This window comes from Nonomuraea polychroma, assembly GCF_004011505.1.
Lineage (GTDB): Bacteria > Actinomycetota > Actinomycetes > Streptosporangiales > Streptosporangiaceae > Nonomuraea > Nonomuraea polychroma.
In genome coordinates this window covers 465,099-486,915 of the sequence record NZ_SAUN01000001.1, presented here as the reverse complement: position 1 = coordinate 486,915, position 21,817 = coordinate 465,099, and the positions used below count along the sequence as shown (strand labels likewise).

General features: G+C 69.4%; 21 protein-coding genes. 14 read left to right on the top strand and 7 right to left on the bottom strand.

The window, feature by feature from the left end; translation table 11 throughout:
• Positions 1-10 precede the first annotated feature (10 nt).
• From miaA to EDD27_RS02145, 6 genes are all read left to right on the top strand, one after another.
• The gene (gene miaA, locus EDD27_RS02170) at positions 11-916 is read left to right on the top strand and encodes a tRNA (adenosine(37)-N6)-dimethylallyltransferase MiaA (protein WP_127930819.1); all 906 of its coding nucleotides are present in this window, start codon (positions 11-13) and stop codon (positions 914-916) included.
• Positions 917-925: 9 nt separating this feature from the next.
• Positions 926-1,738, top strand: a complete 813-nt coding sequence (dapF, locus tag EDD27_RS02165) for a diaminopimelate epimerase (protein WP_127930818.1) — start codon at positions 926-928, stop codon at positions 1,736-1,738.
• A gap of 48 nt (positions 1,739-1,786) precedes the next feature.
• Entirely contained in the window at positions 1,787-2,542 is a 756-nt protein-coding gene (locus EDD27_RS02160; protein ID WP_241563818.1) for an SCO6745 family protein, read from the top strand.
• Positions 2,543-2,561: 19 nt separating this feature from the next.
• A complete protein-coding gene (locus EDD27_RS02155) occupies positions 2,562-4,838 on the top strand; it encodes a tetratricopeptide repeat protein (protein ID WP_127930817.1) in 2,277 nt (758 codons plus the stop codon).
• A gap of 180 nt (positions 4,839-5,018) precedes the next feature.
• On the top strand, positions 5,019-5,777 hold the full coding sequence (locus tag EDD27_RS02150; RefSeq protein ID WP_127930816.1) for an SDR family NAD(P)-dependent oxidoreductase: 759 nt from the start codon (positions 5,019-5,021) through the stop codon (positions 5,775-5,777).
• Positions 5,778-5,833: 56 nt separating this feature from the next.
• A complete protein-coding gene (locus EDD27_RS02145) occupies positions 5,834-6,187 on the top strand; it encodes a hypothetical protein (protein ID WP_127930815.1) in 354 nt (117 codons plus the stop codon).
• 1 nt (position 6,188) lies between these two features.
• Here the strand turns inward: EDD27_RS02145 and EDD27_RS02140 are convergent, their stop codons facing one another.
• A complete protein-coding gene (locus EDD27_RS02140) occupies positions 6,189-7,172 on the bottom strand; it encodes a helix-turn-helix transcriptional regulator (protein WP_127930814.1) in 984 nt (327 codons plus the stop codon).
• A 180-nt stretch (positions 7,173-7,352) separates the two neighbouring features.
• Here EDD27_RS02140 and EDD27_RS02135 point away from each other — a divergent pair, with 180 nt between their 5' ends.
• Entirely contained in the window at positions 7,353-8,006 is a 654-nt protein-coding gene (locus EDD27_RS02135) for an HNH endonuclease family protein (protein WP_127930813.1), read from the top strand.
• Positions 8,007-8,416: 410 nt separating this feature from the next.
• Here EDD27_RS02135 and EDD27_RS02130 read toward each other — a convergent pair whose 3' ends face one another.
• The 3 genes from EDD27_RS02130 to EDD27_RS02120 form a co-directional block, all read right to left on the bottom strand.
• The gene (locus EDD27_RS02130; protein ID WP_127930812.1) at positions 8,417-8,830 is read right to left on the bottom strand and encodes a hypothetical protein; all 414 of its coding nucleotides are present in this window, start codon (positions 8,828-8,830) and stop codon (positions 8,417-8,419) included.
• 77 nt (positions 8,831-8,907) lie between these two features.
• The gene (locus EDD27_RS02125) at positions 8,908-9,147 is read right to left on the bottom strand and encodes a hypothetical protein (RefSeq protein WP_127930811.1); all 240 of its coding nucleotides are present in this window, start codon (positions 9,145-9,147) and stop codon (positions 8,908-8,910) included.
• A 177-nt stretch (positions 9,148-9,324) separates the two neighbouring features.
• Positions 9,325-9,831 (bottom strand): winged helix-turn-helix transcriptional regulator, encoded by a 507-nt coding sequence (locus EDD27_RS02120; RefSeq protein ID WP_127930810.1) that lies wholly within the window; start codon positions 9,829-9,831, stop codon positions 9,325-9,327.
• A 93-nt stretch (positions 9,832-9,924) separates the two neighbouring features.
• On the opposite strand from EDD27_RS02120, the gene EDD27_RS56205 reads away from it, so the two are divergent.
• Complete coding sequence (locus EDD27_RS56205) at positions 9,925-10,365, top strand: tautomerase family protein (protein WP_127930809.1); 441 nt, start codon at positions 9,925-9,927, stop codon at positions 10,363-10,365.
• 2 nt (positions 10,366-10,367) lie between these two features.
• Here EDD27_RS56205 and miaB read toward each other — a convergent pair whose 3' ends face one another.
• Positions 10,368-11,864 (bottom strand): tRNA (N6-isopentenyl adenosine(37)-C2)-methylthiotransferase MiaB, encoded by a 1,497-nt coding sequence (gene miaB, locus EDD27_RS02110; protein ID WP_127930808.1) that lies wholly within the window; start codon positions 11,862-11,864, stop codon positions 10,368-10,370.
• A 138-nt stretch (positions 11,865-12,002) separates the two neighbouring features.
• On the opposite strand from miaB, the gene EDD27_RS02105 reads away from it, so the two are divergent.
• From EDD27_RS02105 to EDD27_RS02080, 6 genes are all read left to right on the top strand, one after another.
• Positions 12,003-12,758, top strand: a complete 756-nt coding sequence (locus tag EDD27_RS02105; protein WP_127930807.1) for an amino acid ABC transporter ATP-binding protein — start codon at positions 12,003-12,005, stop codon at positions 12,756-12,758.
• Positions 12,759-12,786: 28 nt separating this feature from the next.
• A complete protein-coding gene (locus EDD27_RS02100) occupies positions 12,787-13,647 on the top strand; it encodes a glutamate ABC transporter substrate-binding protein (protein WP_241563817.1) in 861 nt (286 codons plus the stop codon).
• Between the two features lie 58 nt (positions 13,648-13,705).
• Entirely contained in the window at positions 13,706-14,374 is a 669-nt protein-coding gene (locus EDD27_RS02095; protein ID WP_127930805.1) for an amino acid ABC transporter permease, read from the top strand.
• Positions 14,371-15,288 (top strand): amino acid ABC transporter permease, encoded by a 918-nt coding sequence (locus EDD27_RS02090; RefSeq protein ID WP_127930804.1) that lies wholly within the window; start codon positions 14,371-14,373, stop codon positions 15,286-15,288. The genes EDD27_RS02095 and EDD27_RS02090 overlap by 4 nt, the downstream gene beginning before the upstream one ends.
• A 111-nt stretch (positions 15,289-15,399) precedes the next feature.
• Positions 15,400-16,251, top strand: coding sequence for a glutamate ABC transporter substrate-binding protein (locus EDD27_RS02085; protein WP_127930803.1), 852 nt, complete (start codon positions 15,400-15,402; stop codon positions 16,249-16,251).
• Between the two features lie 49 nt (positions 16,252-16,300).
• Entirely contained in the window at positions 16,301-18,205 is a 1,905-nt protein-coding gene (locus tag EDD27_RS02080; protein ID WP_164903435.1) for a S9 family peptidase, read from the top strand.
• 10 nt (positions 18,206-18,215) lie between these two features.
• Here EDD27_RS02080 and rny read toward each other — a convergent pair whose 3' ends face one another.
• Positions 18,216-19,835, bottom strand: coding sequence for a ribonuclease Y (rny, locus tag EDD27_RS02075; protein ID WP_127930802.1), 1,620 nt, complete (start codon positions 19,833-19,835; stop codon positions 18,216-18,218).
• 794 nt (positions 19,836-20,629) lie between these two features.
• Complete coding sequence (gene recX, locus EDD27_RS02070; RefSeq protein ID WP_206642073.1) at positions 20,630-21,403, bottom strand: recombination regulator RecX; 774 nt, start codon at positions 21,401-21,403, stop codon at positions 20,630-20,632.
• Positions 21,404-21,817: the final 414 nt, after the last annotated feature.

Sequence of the window (21,817 nt, the reverse complement as noted above, 5' to 3'; positions counted from 1 at the left end):
ACTGGTGGACGTGCGCCAGCAGCCAGTCATCGCCGTCGTCGGCCCCACCGCGGCCGGCAAGTCCGACCTCGCCGTGGACATCGCGCTCCGCCTCGGGGGCGAGTGTGTCAACGCCGACTCCATGCAGCTCTACCGCGGGATGGACATCGGCACAGCCAAGCTGAGCCCGGCCGAGATGCGCGGCGTCCCCCACCACCTGCTGAACATCTGGGACGTCACGGTCACCGCCAGCGTGGCCGAATACCAGCGCCTGGTCAGGAAGGTCATCGACGCGGTCGAGGTGCCCGTGCTGGTGGGCGGCAGCGGTCTTTACGTGCGGGCGGCGCTCGACGACCTGGAGTTCCCCGGCACCGACCCGGACATCAGGGCGCGGCTGGAGGCGGAGCTGGCCGAGCGCGGCCCTGCCCCGCTGTACGAGCGGCTGCGCGAGCAGGATCCGGCGGCCGCGGCGGCCATCCTGCCCAGCAACGGCCGCCGCATCGTGCGCGCGCTGGAGGTGATCGAGCACTCGGGCCGCCCGTTCTCGGCGACGATGCCGTCGTACGACGCCGTCTACCCGAGCGTCCAGATCGGCCTCGACGTGCCCAGGCCGGAGCTGGACGAGCGGATCGCGCTCAGGGTCGAGCGGATGTGGCAGTCGGGGCTGGTGGACGAGGTGCGGACGCTGCTCGGCCAAGGGCTGGCGGAGGGCCGCACGGCGAGCCGCGCCCTCGGGTACGCCCAGGTCATCCGCTTCCTCGAGGGCGAGTGGAGCGAGGAGCAGGCGATCGCGGAGACCATCAGGGCCACCAGGCGCTTCGCCCGCCGGCAGGAGTCGTGGTTCCGTCGCGATCCGCGGGTGTGCTGGCTGCCGTACGACGCCCCAGACCTCCTCGAACGGTCCCTCGCGCGTGTCGCCGACCACCCCTGCGCATAAACTCCTACAATGCGCTTTCTGAAGGGTCACGGCACCGAGAACGACTTCGTCATCCTCCCCGATCCCGACGGCGAGGTGGACATGACGGCTGCGCTCGTCGCCAGGATCTGTGACAGGAGAGCCGGCATCGGCGCCGACGGCGTGCTCCGTGTGGTGCGCACCAAGCAGTGCCCCGAGGTGATCGACCAGGTGGCCGCGGCCGAGTGGTTCATGGACTACCGCAACTCCGACGGCAGCATGGGCGAGATGTGCGGCAACGGCGTGCGCGTGTTCGCCCGCTATCTGATCGACGCCGGGCTGGCGGATCCGCAGGGCTTCGCGGTGGCCACGCGCGGCGGCGTACGCAGGATCCACGTCGAGCCGAACGGCGCCATCACGGCCGACATGGGCAAGCCCGTCGTGCACGGCGAGAGCGTGGCCGGCCTCGGCGGCCACGAATACACCGGCATCCACGTCAACATGGGCAACCCGCACCTGGCCTGCCCCATCGGGGACCCGGTCGTCCAGCTGGACCTCAGCCACCCGCCCGCCTTCGACACCGGTGTCTTCCCCGCCGGCGTCAACATCGAGTTCTTCAACCCGGTGGGCGTCACTCGTGTGGTCATGCGCGTCTACGAGCGCGGCTCCGGTGAGACCCGCTCCTGCGGCACCGGCGCGGTGGCCACGGCGGTCGCGGCAGCGGCCCTGTCGGGCGACACCACCGGCACCTGGACCGTCGAGGTGCTGGGCGGCACGCTGACCGTCATCCTCGACGAGGACACGAGCTACCTTTCCGGTCCTGCCGTCCTCGTGGCGAGCGGAGACCTGATGCTTGCAGAATGATGTTCTCCTGAGGGATGCTGAGTCCACTTCACGAACTGAGGGGTGGACATGGCAGACCCACGCACCACCGCAACCCAGGCGAAAGCGCCCATCGGCCAGTTCGGCGGCGGATGGATGATCTCCCGTGAGGCCAAGGCGATCTGCGACGAGCATGGCCTCGGCGCCCGCGAGCTCTACTTCAGGGGCCGCTGCGGCGTGCTGGGCGAGTGCGACGCCGACGTGGTCGCGTCAGTCGCGGTTTTCTTCCCGCCCGAGCACGTCGAGGAGAGCTGGAACGGCGGCCGCAAGCTCCCCGTCGACCAGGCCGTCGAGCTGTACGCCGAGGTGTGCCGCGCCTGGGGCCGGCGCAAGCTCGGCGGCTATGACGGCTGCGCCAGAATCGCTGAGCTGCTCGAACGCGTCGTCGAGCGGGCTCCGTCCACCGGCGCCCCGCTGTTCGCGGGCTGGCGCAAAGTGCCGCTGGCCGACGACCCGCCCGCGCGGGCCGTCCAGCTCATGCATTGTGTACGCGAGCTGCGCGGCGGCCTGCACGCCAACGTCGTGCTCGCGGCGGGGCTGCACCCGCTGGAGGCCACGCTCGCCGCCGACCACGACGCGACCCCCTTCGGGCTCGCTGCGGGCGAGATGATCGCCAAATTCTTCACCTGGCCCGAGCCGTACGCCACGCCGTCGCCTGAGGTGGTGGCACGCCGTGCGGAGGCCGAAAAGCGTACCGACGATCTCATGGCGCCGGTGTTTTCGGCCCTCGACGATGGAGAAACGGACGAGCTCATCGAGCTCCTGCGTTTTGGGGACGCTCGTTGACCTGGCAGACTGACTGCCCATGGACGTGGACATCTGGGCCTGGGTCGGCGAAACCCAGCAGCAGCTTTCTGAGGCGGGCAACGTTGGCCTCGCCATGGCGCTGGGAGACCTACCCGCACAGGCCTACGAGGGCCGATACCCGCAGCTCGACGTCATGGCCCCGGCCATCGCGCAGCAGGCGGAGGCCTTGGAGCTGCCGTGGCTCGAGTTCTACGCCCGCTACTGGCACCTGATCGGCCGCATCGGTGACCGGGCGCAGGGCGCGGTCGCCATCGACGACGCGCAGCAGCTGCTGGCGTTCGCTCAGCGCGAAGACGTGCGCGAGTGCCCGTCCGCGCCGGCTGCCGTCGAGGCGCTGGCCGTCGCGTGGGCCAACACCGACGGCCCCGGTTACGCGAACGAGCGTCTGGAGACGCTGGGGGCATACCTCGAAGGCCTGAGCCCGGAGAAGGCCTCCTTCACCGGGCTCGTGACCCAATACGTCGCCGCCCTGATCGACGCGGGCAAGCCGGGCGAGGCCGTGACCTACGCCGAGTCCGCCGTCGAGCGGCTGCGCGTGGCCGGGCGCGAGGCCAGCTGGGAGCTCGGCGCCGAGAGCGCCCGCGCGCTGCTGACGGCCGGCCGCGCCGAGGACGCGCTCACCGCGCTGCAGGCGGCCTCCGAGTTCCAGCCTGACGACCCGGTGGCCAAGGACCACCGCGACGGCGTGCGCCGTGCGCTGATCCTCGCCACGCTGGGTCGCACCGCCGAGGCCGTGGACGCGCTGCCCGACCTCGACGTGGTGGGCGAGCACCCGCGGGTGTTCGTGGAGTGGTCGCAGGCGGTCAGCCTGCTGGCCACCTCCGCGCAGATCACCAACACCTGGCAGCTCGGCCGCGTGCTTCGCCAGTGGATCGACTACTTCGGCATGATGGGCGGCTACCGCGCCCGCGTCGAGCTCGCACTGATCGCGGGCGACCTGGCCGTCGCCCGGCAGGGCGTGTGGCAGGCCAGGCTGCTGGCCGACCTCGCCGAGTCCGGCACCGCCGAGCTGCGTGACACCGAGGGCCTGGCCGAGCGCATCGCCGCGCTGCGGGCCGCTGCCGACGCCACCACCGAGCCCGAGGCCCCCGGGACGCTCGAGGAGCGGGTGGGCCAGTTCGACGCGGCCGACGGCTTCAACGCCGACCCGGAGAAGTGGATCGGCTGGCTGGCGCCGCTGTCCGGCGAGGACCTCGAGGCCACCCGCCGCCACACCACCACCCTCGGCTTCCTCGGCTACCCGGCCACCGGGGCCGACATCTACTGGCGCATGATCGTCGACTCCGGCAAGATCGGCGAGGCGGACGACGACGACGTCAACTACCTGACCACGCTGCTCGTCGAGGCCCGCCAGGACGAGCGGCTGGAGCAGATGGCCGCGCTGTTGCCGCACGCCGCCCAGCAGGTGGCGCTCGCCCGCCTGCACAGCGCGCGGGAGCGGTGGGAGGAGGCGCTCGACGCCGCCGAGCACGCCGTGGCGGCCGGCGCCGGCATCGACGCCCGCCGCCTGCTGTCCAGCGCCGCGCAGCAGCTCGACCAGAACGCCAAGGCGGCCCAGGCGCTGCTTGAGGTGATCGACGAGCTCAGCGACGAGGACGTCTGGCGCATGATCGTCATGGCGACCTCGGCGGAGGACTGGGACACCGTGCGCAAGGGCGCGGCCAAGATCGGCATGCCGATCAAGTCCAAGGAGGGGCCGATCGAGGAGGAGATGGGCCTCATCCGGGTCATCCTCCCCGCCCCCGACGGCGGCCAGCGCCAGGTGTTGTCGATCCGCACCGGTCCGGCCACCGCCAGGCTGGCGCTGCCGCAGCCGCGCGGCATGGACTACAACGCCGGTGACCTGGTGGTCTTCGACCCGCAGCTGCTGGAGCCCGTGCCTGAGGACCCGCAGGAGCAGCAGAACTTCGTGCCCCCGTTCGCGGCCGTGCGCATCCTGCGGCCCGGCGGCTACACCAGCTACTTCTTCGACGGCGCGGCGCCGAGCGAGGAGGACTGGGCGGAGTTCACCGAGGTCATGGCCGAGCGCGGCTGGCCGATGTGGGTCTACAGCGACGAGAACTACAAGGTCACCCACCCGACCAGCGGGGAGCCGCTGCCGGGCGTGTTCGGCTGGGTCGCGGTGCCGCCGGACGTGTCGCCGTCGGAGGTCGACGCGCTGCTCGACGACGCCACCGAGCGGTGGGTGCATCCGCTGGCGTGGCTGGACCTGGCGCGGGAGATCGACGTCGAGGTCGAGCGGCACGAGCGGATCGTCAAGGAATACGGCCTCTAAGAAGCTCCGAGGTGCTGAACGCTCCGGTCCCGACCGCGTGTCAGGGCCGGGGCGTTCCGATTTTCACAGCGGCTTGGTTTCACGATGGAGGCAGGACCTCGCCGTCCCCGACGAGAGGCATGCGGTGTGGCACGCTCGTCGTGACGACCGAACGTACTCGACCAGGAAGGCGGGTTTGACGTGCTGGAACGGTTCCGGCTGGACGGGAAGGTGGCGATCGTCACCGGGGCTTCGTCGGGCTTGGGTGTGGCCTTCGCCCGCGGACTGGCCGAGGCGGGCGCCGACATCGTGATCGGCGCCCGGCGCGCGGACCGGCTGGAGGAGACGCGGCGGCTGGTGGAGGAGACCGGCCGCCGGTGCGTGTCCGTGCCGACCGACGTCACACGGCCCGAGGACTGCAAGGCGCTCGTCGCCGCCGCCGTCGACCAACTGGGCAGCGTCCACGTCCTGATCAACAACGCCGGGATCGGCACCGCCGTGCCCGCGCTGCGCGAGACACCGGAGGAGTTCCGGCAGGTCATCGACATCAACCTGCACGGGACGTACTGGATGGCGCAGGCGTGCGCGCAGGTCATGCCACCGGGCTCGTCGATCGTGAACATCGGCAGCGTGCTCGGCGAGACCACGGCCGGACTGCCCCAGGCTGCCTACAGCGCGTCCAAGGCGGCGGTGATCGGGCTCACCCGCGACCTGGCCCAGCAGTGGACCGGACGACGCGGGATCAGGGTCAACTGCCTGGAGCCGGGGTTCTTCGCCTCCGAGATGACCGAGCAGTACCAACCCGGCTACCTGGCACGGATGTTGGAGTCGCGGGTGGTCATGGGCCGGCCCGGTGACCCGGCCGAGCTGGTGGCCGCCGCGATCTTCCTCGCGAGCGACGCGTCCTCGTACATCACCGGGGTGACGTTGCCGGTGGACGGCGGCATGCTCATCACGTAATGCCCGACACATGGAGGAGTTCTGTGCCTCGTCTTACCGACGCCATCCTGTGGATAGTGCTCCTGGTGATCGCGGGATCCGTCGCCGTGGGGGTTTGTCTCATGACCTCGCCGGTGGTCTCGTCCGGCGCGCCGCGCGACTTTTTCGACTCGCCCTTCCTGTTCCCGGCCTTCCTCCTGCTGTCCGTGCTCGCCGGGGCGGCGGCATGGTTCGCTCCGCAAGGCGGGGTCTGGTGGGGTCTGCTGGCCGCGGCTCCGTTCTATGTCGTCTTTTTCATCGGCGTCGTGCGGGAAGGCGGAGGAGGTCAGGGACTATGGCCGGTGGGCCTCCTGTTCTTGATCTTCTATACCGCGATTCCAGTGATCGCGGCACTGGCGGTGTCAATCGCCGTGGGACGAACGCGTTCTTAGATCATTCGGGCAACAGGTCGTGCTGGGCGGCGAGGAAGCCGGCGTGGAAGCGGGTTCTGGCCCCCAGGCGCTCGCTCAGCACCTGGACGCGGCGCTGCACCGTACGCGGGCTCAGGCCGAGCTGCCTGGCGATGGCATCGTCCTTCATGCCGGCCGCCAGCAGGGCCAGCACCTCGGCGTCCGGGGCCTCTCGCTCCTGTTCCAGGCCCTCCGTCGACAGGCGCAGCGGCACGGCGGCTCGCCATAGCGTCTCGAACAGGCCGACCAGCGCGTCGAGCAGGGCTGATGGGTGGACGACGAGGGCGCTTTCGACGGCTTGGTCCTCGTCGGAGACCAGCGGCAGGATGGCGGTGGCCGCATCGGCTATGGCCAGTTTGACGGGGACCGGACCGAGTCTGGCCTCCTCGCCGTCGGCGATGGCGCGGCGCGTGTGGGCCAGCATGCCGGGGTGCTCGAAGGCCTGCGGGCTGTAGATGCCGCGGGTGACAGGGGCTCCCTTGCGGGCGGCTCGCCGCCGGTTCTCCTGGTCGTCGCTGATGTCCACCGCGTACGGCGGATGCACCAGCACCAGCATCTCCCGCGTGGCGTTGCGTTCGAGCTGGAGGTAGCGGCGGGCCACGGCGTCGCGGCCGGACACCACCTCCAGCACCTCCTCCGGCTGGGGCCCGCTGCGGGCGGCCACTTCCGTGGCCAGGAGGGCGGCGGCGGCGCGGCTGTGGGTGAGCTCCTCCTGGCGGCGGGCGACGAGAATGTCGATGGCGATCGTTGGTGGGGTGGCGATGAGGCGGAGCGGGCGGCCGGCCACACGGGAGATCAGACCGAGATCCTCCAGCCGGGGCAGCATGCGGCGGATGGCGGCGGCGGACGAGCCGGTCTCGGCGGCCAGCTCGCTCAGCGTCGCGGGACCGTGCCTGAGCAGGGCCCGGTACGCCGTCTCCTCAGCGACCGTGACCCCTAGCCCTTCGAGTAAGCGCCGCTGCGCCATACCCCCCCTTCCCGACATGTCATGATCCCCGATCAGCGTACGACAAGGGTCATTCCATGGTCTCCATGGTTCTTGGGCGTTCCCCGTCCAGCCGAATGGCTACTTGACGCTCTTGGGGGATATATACCTAGACTTTACAAAAGCTGAAGTGTGGGGGTTCGGGTGCGGGTTCGGGGTTTCATGGCCGGTTTGGCCACGATGGCGGTACTGACCGGCTGCGGCGATCTGGAGGCGCTGTCCACCAGCCCCGACACCGCCGCCAAACCCGACTCGCCCTCGGTGGCGGACGCCCGCAAGAAGCTGGCCAAGCTGGCCGTCAAGGGCCGCGCCCCGAAGACCGGCTTCGACCGCGACGAATTCGGCCCGGCGTGGGCCGACGTGGACCGCAACGGCTGCGACACCCGCAACGACATTCTCAAGCGCGACCTGGACAACGAGACCTTCAAGCGCGGCACCCACGACTGCATCGTCCTGACCGGCACGCTGAAGGACCCCTACAGCGGCAAGACGATCGAGTTCAAACGCGGCCAGGACACCAGCATGGACGTCCAGATCGACCACCTGATACCCCTGTCGGACGCCTGGCAGAAGGGCGCCCAGCAGTGGACGGCCACCAAGCGCAAGGAGTTCGCCAACGACCCGCTGAACCTCCTGGCCGTGGACGGGCCGCTGAACAGCCAGAAGAGCGACTCGGACGCGGCGACCTGGCTGCCGCCGCGCAAGTCGTACCGCTGCACGTACATCGCCCGTCAGATTGACGTGAAGGCGAAATACGACGTCTGGGTCACGTCGGCGGAGAAGAACGCGATGGTGTCGATTCTCGACAACTGCTGACTCCGCCTCCTTGAGGTCCACACACGGCGCCGGGCGCAGAAACAGCCGAAATCCTCCCGTGCACCCGGGCGGCGATGAACACGGCGATCCAGCCTCACCGCGCTGGCGGCGGGCGCCCGCCTCAGCCGGGACCTTGCGGACGTCTCACCGACGGTGAGGACAGAGGTGATCAGCGCGTACCGGATGGCAGCAGGGGACTCTCCGCGGCGCACCCGCCCACGCCTGTCAAGTCATGCGCGGGTCCTCATAAGCCACCAGGACCAGGCCAATCTCATCGTCGCCACGCCTCTGTACGTCCAGCATGGGCCTCTTGACGCCCCGCGCCGCCTACAGTGGCGGCGATCCCGACCTGACGAGTAGCAGCGATAACCGCGCGGCTCGGCACCAGAGGGAGGAGCCGCACGTCAGGCCTATATCTGCTTGAACTCCACAGGGATGCGCCGGAAGGCCGTTGCCGCGGCGCATAGCTTGGGGATATGGCTGGCATCACTGGAGATCACGCGAGCCACATCCGGACTGCTCGCAGCCGTGGACACCACGAGGGCACCCACCACGCTACGGTGTCCATCCAGCCCTGTTTCTTCCAGCAGTTGGCGGGCCAGCAGCGCGGTCGGCTCCGATACGGGCACGCGCACCAACTGTGAGCGCCACCAGTCCAGACGCTGTCCAGCCGTCCCGGTGCGCCGTTCTTCCGCCACCGTGACCGCGCTGATTCCGACGATGAAGCCTGCGCGCTCGTACACCTTCAACAACGCCAGCAGCTCACGCTTACGAGGATGATGATCCTCTTCCGCCAGCAGGGAGAACCCCTGAGCGTCGAGCACGACAGCGGGACCGTCGAGAGCGTGAACGGCACTTTCGCCTGCGACGGGAGCGGTGTGCGAGCGGCGCCGTGCGCGGCTCACAAGCCACCCACTTTGGCGACGACCGCTTCCATCTCCGCCTCGGTGATCTCAGTGGTGTCCTCCTCGTAACTATCGATCGCGCGACGCAGCCTCTTCCGCGCGACCCAGAAGGACAAGGCCTCGTCAGTGGCCGCCGAGAAGCCACGCGGACCGCTGAGCTCCTCCACTTCAGCGATGAGACGACGGCGCAGGGTTACCGATTTGGGTGCCGTGATGTCAGACTCCGGGACGGACATACCGTTCTCGCCTTCAATGGTTAAAGAGCTTCTTCGAGGTATACGATACTTCATGCGATAGAGAGGCGGCGGCCATCTTGAAGTACGTCCTCGCGATTTGCTGATTCCAGCTATGCCGCCGGACATACAGCGGAGACGGAAAGGGCAATTGGTGCCACCGGGGCGACCAGCTTGGTATCACGACACGTCCGGTTGAGTGAGTCGCTCGGCGAGCACCCAGGTGCCGGGCCCCACGCGACCTCCAGGGCCGGGGTGGACCTTGACATCGTCGGCGGTGACCTGCTCCCCGCAGTGCGGGCAGACGATCAGCGGGGTGAAGAGGTTTCCGCAGGGGCGGTGTTCGAGGAGGGCCGGGGGGCCGTCGGTCAGCCCGGCCCACTTGTTGCCCCATGCCATCAGGGCCATCAGCACGGGCACGAGATCCTGGCCCGCTTCGGTGAGGCCGTATTCGTAACGCGGGGGACGTTCCTGATAGCGGCGCCGTTCGAGGATCTGCTGGTCGACCAGGTGATCGAGCCGGGCGGTCAGCAGGTTGCGGGAGATCCCGAGATCGGTGACCAGGTCGTCGAAGCGGCGGACGCCCAGATAGACGTCGCGAATGATGAGGGGCGTCCACCAGTCCCCCACGATCTCCAGGCTGCGGGCGATGGCGCAGCTCATGTCGGCGAAGCTGGTACGGCGCATACCGTCCAGCCTAGAGGGTTGTTTTATTGAACGCACCCGGGGTAGCGTCCGCTCATAGGTAAGTTCAATAAAGCAACCCTGAAGGGGGACGACATGCCGTTCGTCGAAGTGTTCACTCCCCGCGGCTCGCTGCGCGAGGACCAGCGCGCCCGCGTGTCCGAGGAACTCGTCGCGGAGGTCATGCAGGTGGAGGGCGCGCCGGACAACGCGGCCGCCAGGTCCATATCGTGGCTGGTGTTCCAGGACGTGGACGCCTGGTCCGTCGGCGGGCGCCCGGTGGCGGCGGACGAGCCGGCCAGGTACGTGGTCCGGGTCAGCGTTCCGGCCGGGTCCTTGGACGACGACAAACGCGCCGAGATGGTGCGGCGGGTCACGGCCGTGCTGGCCAAGGCCGACGACGACCCCGACCGGCTCTCCACCGAGCCGTCCGCCTGGGTGCACATCATCGAGATCCCCGACGGCAACTGGGGAGCCTTCGGACGCGTCGTCCGGCTCCCCGACATCGCGGGCTTCGTCCTCGGCCAGCCGGCCTGAGGTCAGTGCGCCGAGCAGGCACCCGCCGGTGCGGCGGGCAGCGGGGCCGGGCGGCCGACGGTGGGCATGCCCAGCATGACGCCGGGTCCCGCCGAAGGGCCGGCCTGGCGCGCTTCCCAGGCGTCGCCCGCCCGAGTGCGCCGGACCGAGCGCACCGCTCCGTCCGCCACCAGGTGGTGCGGCGCCGCGTACGTCACCTCGACCGTCACCATGTCCCCCGGCCGGGGCACCTCGGCCCCCACCGCGAAGTGCACGAGCCGGTTGTCCGGCGCCCGTCCTGACAACCGCCGGGTGGCGTCGTCCTTACGTCCCTCGCCCTCGGCCACCAGCACTTCCAGCGTCCGGCCGACCTGCTTCTTGTTCTCCTCCCAGGAGATCTCCTCCTGCAGGGCGACCAGCCGCTCGTAGCGCTCCTGGACGACCTCCTTCGGCACCTGGTCGGGCATGGTGGCCGCCGGGGTGCCGGGACGGATCGAGTATTGGAAGGTGAAGGCGTTGGCGAAGCGGCTCTGGCGGACGACGTCGAGCGTGCCCTGGAAGTCCTCCTCGGTCTCCCCGGGGAAGCCGACGATGATGTCCGTCGAGATGGCGGCATCCGGCATGGCGGCGCGCACGCGCTCGATGATGCCCAGGTAACGCTCGGCGCGGTAGGAACGCCGCATCGCCTTCAAAATGCGAGACGAGCCTGACTGCAGCGGCATGTGCAGTTGGTGCATCACGTTGGGCGTCTCGGCCATGGCGGCGATCACGTCGTCGGTGAAGGCGGCCGGGTGCGGGGAGGTGAAGCGGACCCGCTCCAGGCCCTCGATGTCGCCGCAGGCACGCAGCAGCTTGCCGAAGGCCAGGCGGTCGCCGAACTCCACCCCGTACGTGTTGACGTTCTGGCCCAGCAGGGTGACCTCGAGGACGCCCTGGTCGACCAGCGTCTGGACCTCGGCCAGGATGTCGCCCGGCCGGCGGTCCTTCTCCTTGCCGCGCAGCGACGGCACGATGCAGAACGTGCAGGTGTTGTTGCAGCCGACGGAGATGGACACCCAGGCCGCATAGGGGGACTCGCGCTTGGTGGGCAGCGTCGAGGGGAAGACCTCGAGGGACTCCTTGAGCTCGACCTGCGCCTCACCCTCGATGCGGGCCCGCTCCAGCATCACCGGCAGCGAGCCGATGTTGTGGGTGCCGAACACCACGTCGACCCACGGCGCCTTGCGGACGATCTCGCCCTGGTCCTTCTGCGCCAAGCAGCCACCCACGGCGATCTGCATGCGCGGGTTGCGGGTCTTGGCGGGCCTGAGGTGGCCGAGGTTGCCGTAGAGGCGGTTGTCGGCGTTTTCCCGCACGGCACACGTGTTGAACACGACCACGTCGGCGGTCTCCCCGTCCGGCGCGGGCACGTAGCCGGCGTCCTCCAGCAGGCCTGACAGCCGCTCGGAGTCGTGCACGTTCATCTGGCACCCGTATGTGCGCACTTGGTACGTGCGGGCGCCCTCCTGGGTCACAGTCATGGCATGTTCAAGGGTAGTCGCAATCCGGCTTGCGACGGTCCTCACAGATCTAAAACACCAGCTTGACGGCCGGATGTGATCGGATCGGTACCGCTCAGTTAGTGACCAGCGCCTTAATGCCCTCTACCGTTTCGTTCCATGACGGAGAACGGCGACGCCACTCCACTGGTTCAGTTGGAGAACGTCAACAAGCACTTCGGGGCCTTGCACGTCCTGAAGAACATCAACTTGACCGTCTCTCGTGGCGAGGTCCTGGTCGTCATCGGCCCATCGGGCGGGGGGAAGTCCACGCTCTGCCGCGCGATCAACCGGTTGGAGACGATCGACGACGGGAAGATCATATTTGACGGCCAAGTGCTGCCCGCCGAGGGCAAGGCGCTGGCCAGGCTACGCTCTGAAGTGGGCATGGTTTTCCAGTCGTTCAACTTGTTCGCTCACAAGACCATCCGGGAAAACGTCACGCTCGGCCCGGTCAAGGTGCGCGGCGTCGCCAAGGACGCCGCCAACAAGAGGGCGATGGAGCTGCTGGAGCGTGTGGGCATCGCAGCGCAGGCGGACAAATATCCGGCCCAGCTCTCCGGTGGCCAGCAGCAGCGGGTCGCGATCGCCAGGGCGTTGGCCATGGAACCGAAGATGATCCTGTTCGACGAGCCGACCTCGGCACTGGACCCCGAGATGGTGCAGGAGGTGCTCGATGTCATGATCGGGCTGGCCCGTGACGGGATGACCATGATGGTCGTCACGCACGAGATGGGCTTCGCCCGCCGGGCCGCCAACCGGGTGGTGTTCATGGCAGACGGCCAGATCGTGGAGGAGAACACTCCCGACGAGTTCTTCACGAACGCGCAGACCGACCGGGCGCGCGACTTTCTTTCGAAGATCCTCACGCACTGAGAAATTACGAGGGCAGGTACACATGCACATGCGTCGAACGGGAGCGGTGCTCTCGATTGCGGCTCTGGCCGCCGGTCTGGCCGCTTGCGGCGGCGGTAGCGGGGGCCAGACCTACACCACCGTGGTCGACAAGATCACGGGAGCTAGCGAAGTCGTGGTCGGCACCAAGTGGGACCAGCCGAGCTTGGGCCTGAAGGTGGGCAACGAGCCCGAGGGCTTTGACGTCGACGTGGCCAAGGCCGTCATCAAGGAGCTGGCCGGCGGCAAGGACGTGAACATCACGTGGAAGGAGTCGGCGTCGTCCAACCGCGAGCCGTTCCTCCAGAACGGCACGGTCGACATCGTCTTCGCCACCTACTCCATCACCGAGGAGCGCAAGGGCAAGGTCACCTTCGGTGGCCCGTACGTCGTGGCGCACCAGGACGTCATGGTCCGCAAGGACGACACCTCGATCAACACCCCGCAGGACCTCAAGGGCAAGAAGATCTGCAAGGCCGCGGGCTCCAACTCGTACAAGCGGATCACCGACCCGCCGCCGGACGGCGAGCTCGACATCGACGCGACGACCGTCGACGCCGCCAACTACTCCGAGTGCGTGCAGAAGCTCAACGGCAGCAACCTCGACGCGGTCACCACCGACGACCTGATCCTGGCGGGCTTCGCCAAGCAGGCCGGCGGCAACTTCAAGGTGCTGGGCCAGGGCTTCACGGACGAGAAGTACGGCATCGGCCTCAAGAAGGGCGACACCAAGACCTGTGAGGCCGTCAACACGGCGGTGAAGAAGCTGTGGGACAACGGCACCATGAAGCAGCTGCTGGACAAGTGGTTCGGCGGCATTCAGGGCCTGCAGGTGTCCACGACGGCCCCGCCGGCCGAGGGCTGCAGCTGATCATGTCAGGGACGGCGGCCGGGATCCCGGCCGCCGTCGCTCTATGCGGTGGAGCACGATGGACGAACTAATCAAGTACGCCCCGGAGCTTGCGCTCGGCTTCCTGGAGAACGTCAAGCTGTCGATCGTGGGTGCGGTGGCGTCCGTGATCCTCGGCACGATCCTGGTGGCGATGCGGGTCTCCCCCACGCCGGTGCTGCGCGCGGCCGGCACGTTCTACGTCAACGTGGTACGCAACACCCCGCTGACGCTGGTGCTGGCGTTCTCGGCGCTGGGCCTGAGCGACACCCTCGGCCTGGTCTTCTCGGACCAGCCGACGACGAACTCCTTCTGGCTCGTCGCCATGGGTCTGTCCGCCTACACCGCGGCCTTCGTGTGCGAGGCGCTGCGTGCCGGCGTCAACACGGTGCCACTCGGGCAGGCGGAGGCGGCCAGGGCGATCGGGCTGACGTTCATGCAATCCCTGACGATGATCATCCTGCCTCAGGCGTTCCGGTCGGTCATCGCACCGCTGGGTAGCGTGATGATCGCGATGATCAAGAACACCACGGTCGCGACCGCCGGCGGGTTCCTGCTGGACGCGGCGGCCACGATGAAGGAAGTGTTCGACACGACCGGCGCGTCGATCCCGATCTTCCTGGGCATCGTCGTCGCGTTCATGGCGCTGACCATGCCCATCGGCTTCTTCACCGGCTGGTTGTCGCGGCGCCTGGCGGTGGTCCGATGAGCACCTCCGTCCTCTTCGACGCCCCCGGCCCGCGCGCGCGGGTGCGCAACGGCCTGCTCACGGTGGTCGGCGCCGCCCTGGTTGCCGGCGCGCTCTACGGCATCTGGGCCGGCTTCGACGCCAAGGGCCAGTGGGAAGCCAAGATTTGGCAGCCGTTCCTGCGGTGGCACACGTGGGAGACCTGGATCATCCCGGGCCTGATCGGCACGCTGCGGGCCGCGGCGGTGGCCGCGGTACTGGCGCTGGCCTTCGGCGCGATCTTCGGCCTGGCCAGGCTGTCCGACCACAAGTGGATCCGGATCCCGGCCGGTGTGGTGGTCGAGGTCTTCCGCGCCATCCCGCTGCTGCTGCTGATCTTCTTCATCTTCTACCTGGCCCCGCAGCTGATGGGCGGCGGCGACTACGCGTTCATGGCCGTGGTCCTGGGCCTGACCCTGTACAACGGCTCGGTGCTCGCCGAGGTCGTCAGGGCCGGCGTGAACGCGGTGCCGAAGGGCCAGTCCGAGGCCGCGTACGCGGTGGGCATGCGCAAGAACCAGGTCATGCGGCTGGTGCTGCTGCCGCAGGCCGTCACGGCGATGATGCCGGCAATCATCAGCCAGCTCGTCGTGCTGCTGAAGGACACCGCGCTCGGCTACATCATCGCCTACGTTGACCTGCTCAACACCGGGTTCAAGATCCTGCCCGCCGCTCTCTTCGGCTCGCTGATCCCGGCGGCCATCGTCATCGGAATCATTTACGTGCTGCTCAACATGGCGCTCAGCGCCCTGGCCACCTGGCTGGAGCAGCGCAGCAGGCGTAGCCGCAAGACCGCTGCGAGACCCGTCGCGCCGCCCGGCGCGGGCGGCATCGCCCTGGCGGCCGGCGCGGGCGGTGCCGTGGCCGGCCCGACCCTGTCCGACACAGGCGAGTGACCGGGCGGCGGGCCGACCGCCCGCCGCCCGTACATCCGTAGATCGCCAAGAGAATTCCATTTCTCGGCAAGTCCGGTTTGCGAAGGTTTCCCCGCGCACACACTCGTAAACATGCTGGTGGCGGCGTTGGCAGGGGCGGCCATCGTGGTCATGGTGGCCCTGGCGGCGTGCGGCGGCGGAGGCGGATACACCACCGTCGTGGAGAAGATCAGGGGTGCCGAAAGGGTCGTCGTCGGCACCAAGTGGGACCAGCCGAGCCTGGGCCTGAAGACCGGTCCCGGCGACCCTGTCGGGTTCGACGTCGACGTCGCCAGGTACGTCGTCAACGCGCTGGCGGGCGGCGAGGACGTGCACATCACCTGGCGGGAGTCGCCGTCGTCCACCCGCGAGGCGCTGCTCCAGAACGGCACCGTGGACATGATCGTCGCCACCTACGCCATCACCGAGGCCCGCAAGCCCCACGTGACGTTCGCAGGGCCGTACGTCCTCGTTGAGCAGGACACGATGGTCCGCGCCGACGAGACCCAGATCAAGAAGGTGACCGATCTGCGGGGCAAGCGGATCTGCCTGGCGGAGGGCTCGAACTCGTACCGGAGGGTCGTCGACCCGCCCCCGGACGGAAAGCTGGACCTGCCGGCGGAGCTGGTGCCCGCGACGAACTACTCCGACTGCGTGCGCAAGCTCGCCGACGGCCGGCTCGACGCGATCAGCACCCAGAACCTGATCCTGGCCGGCTTCGCCGAGGCCGAGCCCGGCCGGTTCAGGCTGCTCAACGACCCCTTCCACGAGGAGAAGTGGGCTGTGGGGCTGAAGAAGGGCGACACCGCCACCTGCGAGGCCGTCAACCGGGCGATCGCCCAGATGTGGCGGGACGGCACGGCCACGCGGCTGCTGCACAAATGGTTCGGCAAGACGGGGCTCAGGCTCCCCTCCTCCCTGCCGCGCCCCGAGGGTTGCCCCTGATCTCGGGGGACCGCCCGCACGCTCGGCGATCTTCCGGCAGGATGCGGGTATGCCTTTCTGGCCCTCCCCCATATCGACCAGAGATGTGGCCGGTTCGGGCGTGCGCCCTGCCTGGCCGACGGCCCAGGACGGCCGGGTGTGGTGGACCGAGGACCGTCCGGGAGAGGGCGGGCGCACCACGATCATGTGCCGCGCCGCCGACGGTACCTGCCGCGAGCTGCTGCCCGCGCCGTGGAACGCGCGCACCCGGGTCCACGAGTACGGCGGGCGGCCGTATGCCGTGACCCCCACGGGCGAGGTGGTCTTCGCCCACCTCAAGGACCAGCGGCTCTACCTCCTCGGCACTGACGGCGAGCCCAAACCCCTCACCCCGGAGGGCTGCCGTTACGCCGATCTGCTGATCCACGACGGCCAGGTGTGGTGTGTACGCGAGCGGCACGCCGAGGACGGGAAGGTCACCCGGGGGATCGTGTCGATCCCGCTGGAGGGCGGCGAGGGGCGCGAATGGGCCACCGGCTGCGACTTCTACGCTTCTCCCGCCATCTCCCCCGACGGCCGGCATCTGGCCTATGTGTGCTGGAACCACCCGCGTATGCCGTGGGACGGCACCGAGCTCCGCGTCACCCCGCTGGCGGGGGGCGGCGGCTCCTGGACGGTGCGGGGCGGTCCGGCGGAGTCCGTGCTCGCCCCCTCATGGCGCGACGACTCCCGCCTCTACCTGATCTCCGACCGCTCCGGCTGGTGGAACCTCTACGAGGCCGGCCTGCGCGGCGACGGCCTGCGGGAGCTCCATCCGGCCGAGGAGGAGTTCGCCCTGCCGCCGTGGCAGCTGGGCGGGCGGCCGTACGCCGTGCTCGGCGACGGCCGGCTGGCGGTCCTGCACGGGCGGGGCGACCTGCGGCTGGGCGTGCTCGACGCCGCGTCGGGCACGCTGACCGACCTCGACGTGCCTTACAGCGGGTGGGACGGCGCGCTGACCGCCGACGGCACATTCGTGACCGGGATCGGGTACGCCGCCGCGATCCCCCGGTCGGTCGTCACCGTGGACACGACGGCAGGCGGGGCCGCAGACGCGGCGGCAGACGCGGCGGCAGGCGGGGCCGCAGGCACGGCGGCAGGCGGGGCCGCAGGCACGGCGGTGGTTGCCGCCCGGGTGCTCAGGCAGGACCGGGACCGGCTGCCCGACCCCGCCTACCTGCCCGTTCCGCAACCGATGCGGGTGGGCGGGGAGGTCCACGCCTTCCTCTATCCACCGTACGGCCCGGCCTCCGAGGGCAGGCTGCCACCGTACGTGATCTTCGTGCACGGCGGGCCGACCGCGCACGCCAACACCGCGCTCGACCTGGAGAAGGCGTTCCTGACCTCGCGCGGCATCGGCGTGCTCGACGTCAACTACGGCGGCTCCACCGGCTACGGCCGGGCCTACCGCGAGCGGCTGAAGGGGCTGTGGGGGCTGGTGGACGTGGCCGATGTCGTGGCCGCCGCCGAAGGACTGGCCGCCGGAGGGCTCGCCGATCCGGCCAGGATCGCGGTACGCGGCGGCAGCGCGGGCGGCTGGACCGTGATGGCGGCCTGCTGCCGGTCCGACGTGTTCGCGGGCGGGGTCTCGTACTACGGTGTCAGCGCGCTCGCCCCGCTCGTCGCCCACACCCACGACTTCGAGTCCCGCTACGTGGAGTGGCTGGTCGGACCGGAAGATCCGCAGGTCTACGCCGCTCGCGAACCGCTCGCCCTCGTCGACGGCGTCTCCTGCCCCATGTTGTTGCTGCAGGGGCTGGATGATCCCGTGGTGCCGCCCGAGCAGTCCACCGCCTTCGCCGACGCGCTGTCCGAGCGCGGGATCTCCTGTACGTACCTCGCCTTCGACGGCGAGTCGCACGGCTTCCGCCGCACCGAGACCCGCGCTGCCGCCCTCGCCGCCGAACTCGCCTTCTACCAGCAGATCTTCGCGTAATGCATGGGGCTCAGCGGGCGAACTCGGTGGCGCGAGACTCCCGCACGACCGTGATCCGGATCTGCCCGGGGTAGGTCAGCTCCTCTTCCACCTGCTTGGCCACGTCCCTGGCGATCACCTGGGCCTGGATGTCGTCGATCGCGTCCGGCTTGACCATGACCCGGATCTCCCGCCCGGCCTGCATGGCGAACACCTTCTCCACGCCCTCGTACGACTGCGCGATCTCCTCCAGCCGCTCCAGCCGCTTGACGTATGCCTCCAGGGACTCGCGGCGGGCGCCGGGCCGGCTGCCGCTGATCGCGTCGGCGGCCTGCGTGAGCACCGCCTCGACGGTGCGTACCTCGACCTCGTTGTGGTGCGCCTCGATGGCGTGCACCACGTCTTCCTCTTCGCCGTAGCGGCGGGCGATCTCCGCGCCGATCAGCGCGTGGCTGCCCTCGACCTCATGCGTGAGCGCCTTGCCGATGTCGTGCAGCAGGGCGCAGCGCTTCAGCAGCGTCTGGTTCATCTTCAGCTCGGCGGCCATGATGCCGGCGATGTGCGCGGACTCGATGAGGTGTTTCAGCACGTTCTGCCCGTACGAGGTGCGGTATCTCAGCTGTCCGAGCAGCAGCGTCAGCTCGGGGTGCATGTCGGTGATGCCCAGCTCCACCAGGGCGTCCTCACCGGCTCTCGCGCACAGGTCCTGCACCTCCTGGCGGCTGCGGTCGTGCGCCTCCTCGATGCGCTGCGGGTGGATGCGGCCGTCGAGCACGAGCTTCTCCAGCGTGAGTCGCGCCGTCTCCCTCCTGACCGGGTCGAAACAGGACAACAACACCGCCTCAGGTGTGTCGTCGATGATGAGATTCACCCCGGTCGTGGACTCGAACGCCCGGATGTTGCGACCCTCACGGCCGATGATGCGGCCCTTCATCTCGTCGCCGGGCAGGTGAAGCACGCTGACGACCGACTCCGCGGTCTGCTCGGCCGCGAGCCGCTGCACGGCCAGCGTCACGATCTTGGTCGCCCGCTTCTCGCCCTCCTTGCGGGCGTCGCCCTCGATCTCCCTGACGATCAGTGCGGCCTCGCGCTTGGCCTGGTTCTCGATCTCCTTGACCAGCTCGGCCTTGGCCTGGTCGGAGGTCAGCCCGGCGACCCGCTCCAGGATGACCCGGCGTTCCTGCTCGACCTGGAGCAGCTCATCGCGCCGGTCGGCGAGCTCGATCTCGGTCTCGGCGAGCTTCCTGTCCCGCTCGGCCTGCCGCCTGGCCTCCTCGTCCAGCCGCTGCTCCCGCTCGGCCAGCCGGGCCTCCCTGCGTTCGAGGTCGGCGCGCAGCTCCTTGAGCTCGGACTTGAGTATCCGGCTCTCCTGCTCGACCTCTTGGCGCATCTGCGCGGCGCTCTCGGCGGCCGCCTCGGATCTGCGCAGGATCTCCTCGGCATCGCTCTCCGCCTTGTGGCGGATCTCCCGCGCCTCCTCACGCGCCTGCTCGATCTCCTCGTGCGCGACCTGCATCTGCTCGGGGCTCGGTTTGGCCCCCGCTCTCGGAATGTCGCCGGAGGTGCGGCGTATGACGACGAGAAGCGCGACGATCATCCCGAACGCGAGCACGAGCACCGCCACCATCAGCACCACGACCAGCGGCCCCATGTGCGCCCCGCCCTCCTCGCGTCGTCAACACCTCATAACGCGGACCCAGACATGGGAGGGGTCACAAGCGCGCTGCGCAGAGCCCGTTCGGCACCAGGATCGATGTCAAGCCAAGACTGACCGGGCGTCGACTACGAAAGCCGACACCTCGCCCGTCTCGATCAACCAAGCTTGTTCGTCCGTCGTTCACCGGTATGGCAATCCGCGCTGCGCGGAGTAACTCCCTCACTGCGTCGAGGTTATGCGTCGAACTGGTCACGAGCAAGCAAACGCGTCATCAAGCGTGTCTTACGGGCCTGCATCTCCACACCCGGCCCAATATCCCCCATTAATACCGGTATTCCGCGCACGTGGGCCCGTCTCCCCCGCCTGACCAGGCATTCCAGCAACCGTCCACGGTGACGGGCATCCTGACCCGGCGCGGGCCCCCTTGAGTCCCAGCCTGTCCAGGAAGAGCAAGAAAAATGTGAACAAAACACAAAGTCCCGATCTTTGCCCGGCCGGGAAGGCGGAGGGCGCCACGCACGGAGAACCCCAGCACCGCGAGCCGCGGAGCAGCGGAGCAGCGGATGTCAGAGCGAGCACCGGATGCCAGCAGAGCGCGCCGGACGCCAGCGGACCGACCGAGACGCCAGCACAGCGCGCCGGACGCCAGCGGACCGACCGAGACGCCAGCACAGCGCGCCGGACGTCACGGGGGGACGGCGCCGGACGTCACGGGACGGCGCCGGACGTCAGCGGAGGACGCCGGAGGGCAGCGGAGCGACCGGGACGTCGGCGGAGCGCCCTGGATGTCAGGGGAAGTCGGCTTCCAGGTCGATGCCTTCCTCCTCCAGGGCTTCCCGGATGACGCGGTACGCCAGGCCGGAAGAGTAACCCTTGCGGGCGAGCATGCCCGCGAGGCGGCGGGTGCGGGTTTGCGGGTCCAAGGATCGGGTGGCGGCGAGCTTACGATCCACCAGCCGACGAGCCGTCTCCGCCTCCTGGTCGGGGTCCAAACGCTCCACGGCTTCCTTGACCGTGTCGTTGTCCACCCCCCGGTGGCGCAGCTCGGCCGCCAGGGCACGCCGGGCCAGGCCGCGGCCGTGATGCCGGGAATCGACCCAGGCCTCCGCGAACGCCTCGTCGTTGATCAGGCCCAGCTCGGAGAACCGGCTGAGCACCGCCTCGGCGGCCTCCTCCGGCACGTCCCGCTTCCGTAGCGCCTCGGCGAGCTGGGCTCGGGTCTTGGGAGCCATCGTGAGCAGACGCAGGCAAATGGCCCGAGCCACCGACTCCGGATCCGCATCCGGTCCGGAAGCCGCAGCACTACCGGCCTCGGGTCCGTCGGCCAGCCACCCACCGCGCCGCGACCGGCTCTTTCCGCCCCGCGAGCCGTTCCCCGTCAGCCCCTTGGACCGGCCTCCGGCCCGCCGCCCTGAGGATCGGCCCTCGGCCTCGCCACCGGACCACCCTGCAGACTCGCCATCGTCCGCGTCGCCGAACCGACCACCGGAGCCGCCATCGGACGAACCACCGAACTCGCCACCGACCGTGCCGCCGAACCGACCTGCAGACCCGCCACCCACCGCGTCGCCCGCATCGCCGACGTAGCCGCCGGACTCGCCGCCCACCCCTCCGCCGACCTGCCCGCCGAGCTCATCGGCGGAACGGTCACCGCGGCGGCGGTTTCTTGCCGTTCGTTTCCTGGTGGTGGCCTGCTCGCCCGTGCCGCTCGGACGAGACCTCGCCCGTTCGGCACCGGACGGCTGGTCGTCCGCGAACCAGCTGCTGCCGGCCAGCACCTCGGAGTGCCAGCCCTCGCCCCCGTAGCCGCGACCGGCAGGGGCGTCGTCGGCACGCTCCCGCCCCTCCCGCCCCGGATCGGCGCGGTCCTGGACGTGCGGAGTGGAGTCGTCGTCCTGGTCATCGACGGCCGGCCTCTCACTGACGTCGGCAGCGGGGATCGGTCCGTGCTCTGGAGAGGGGACAGGCGTGGTCGG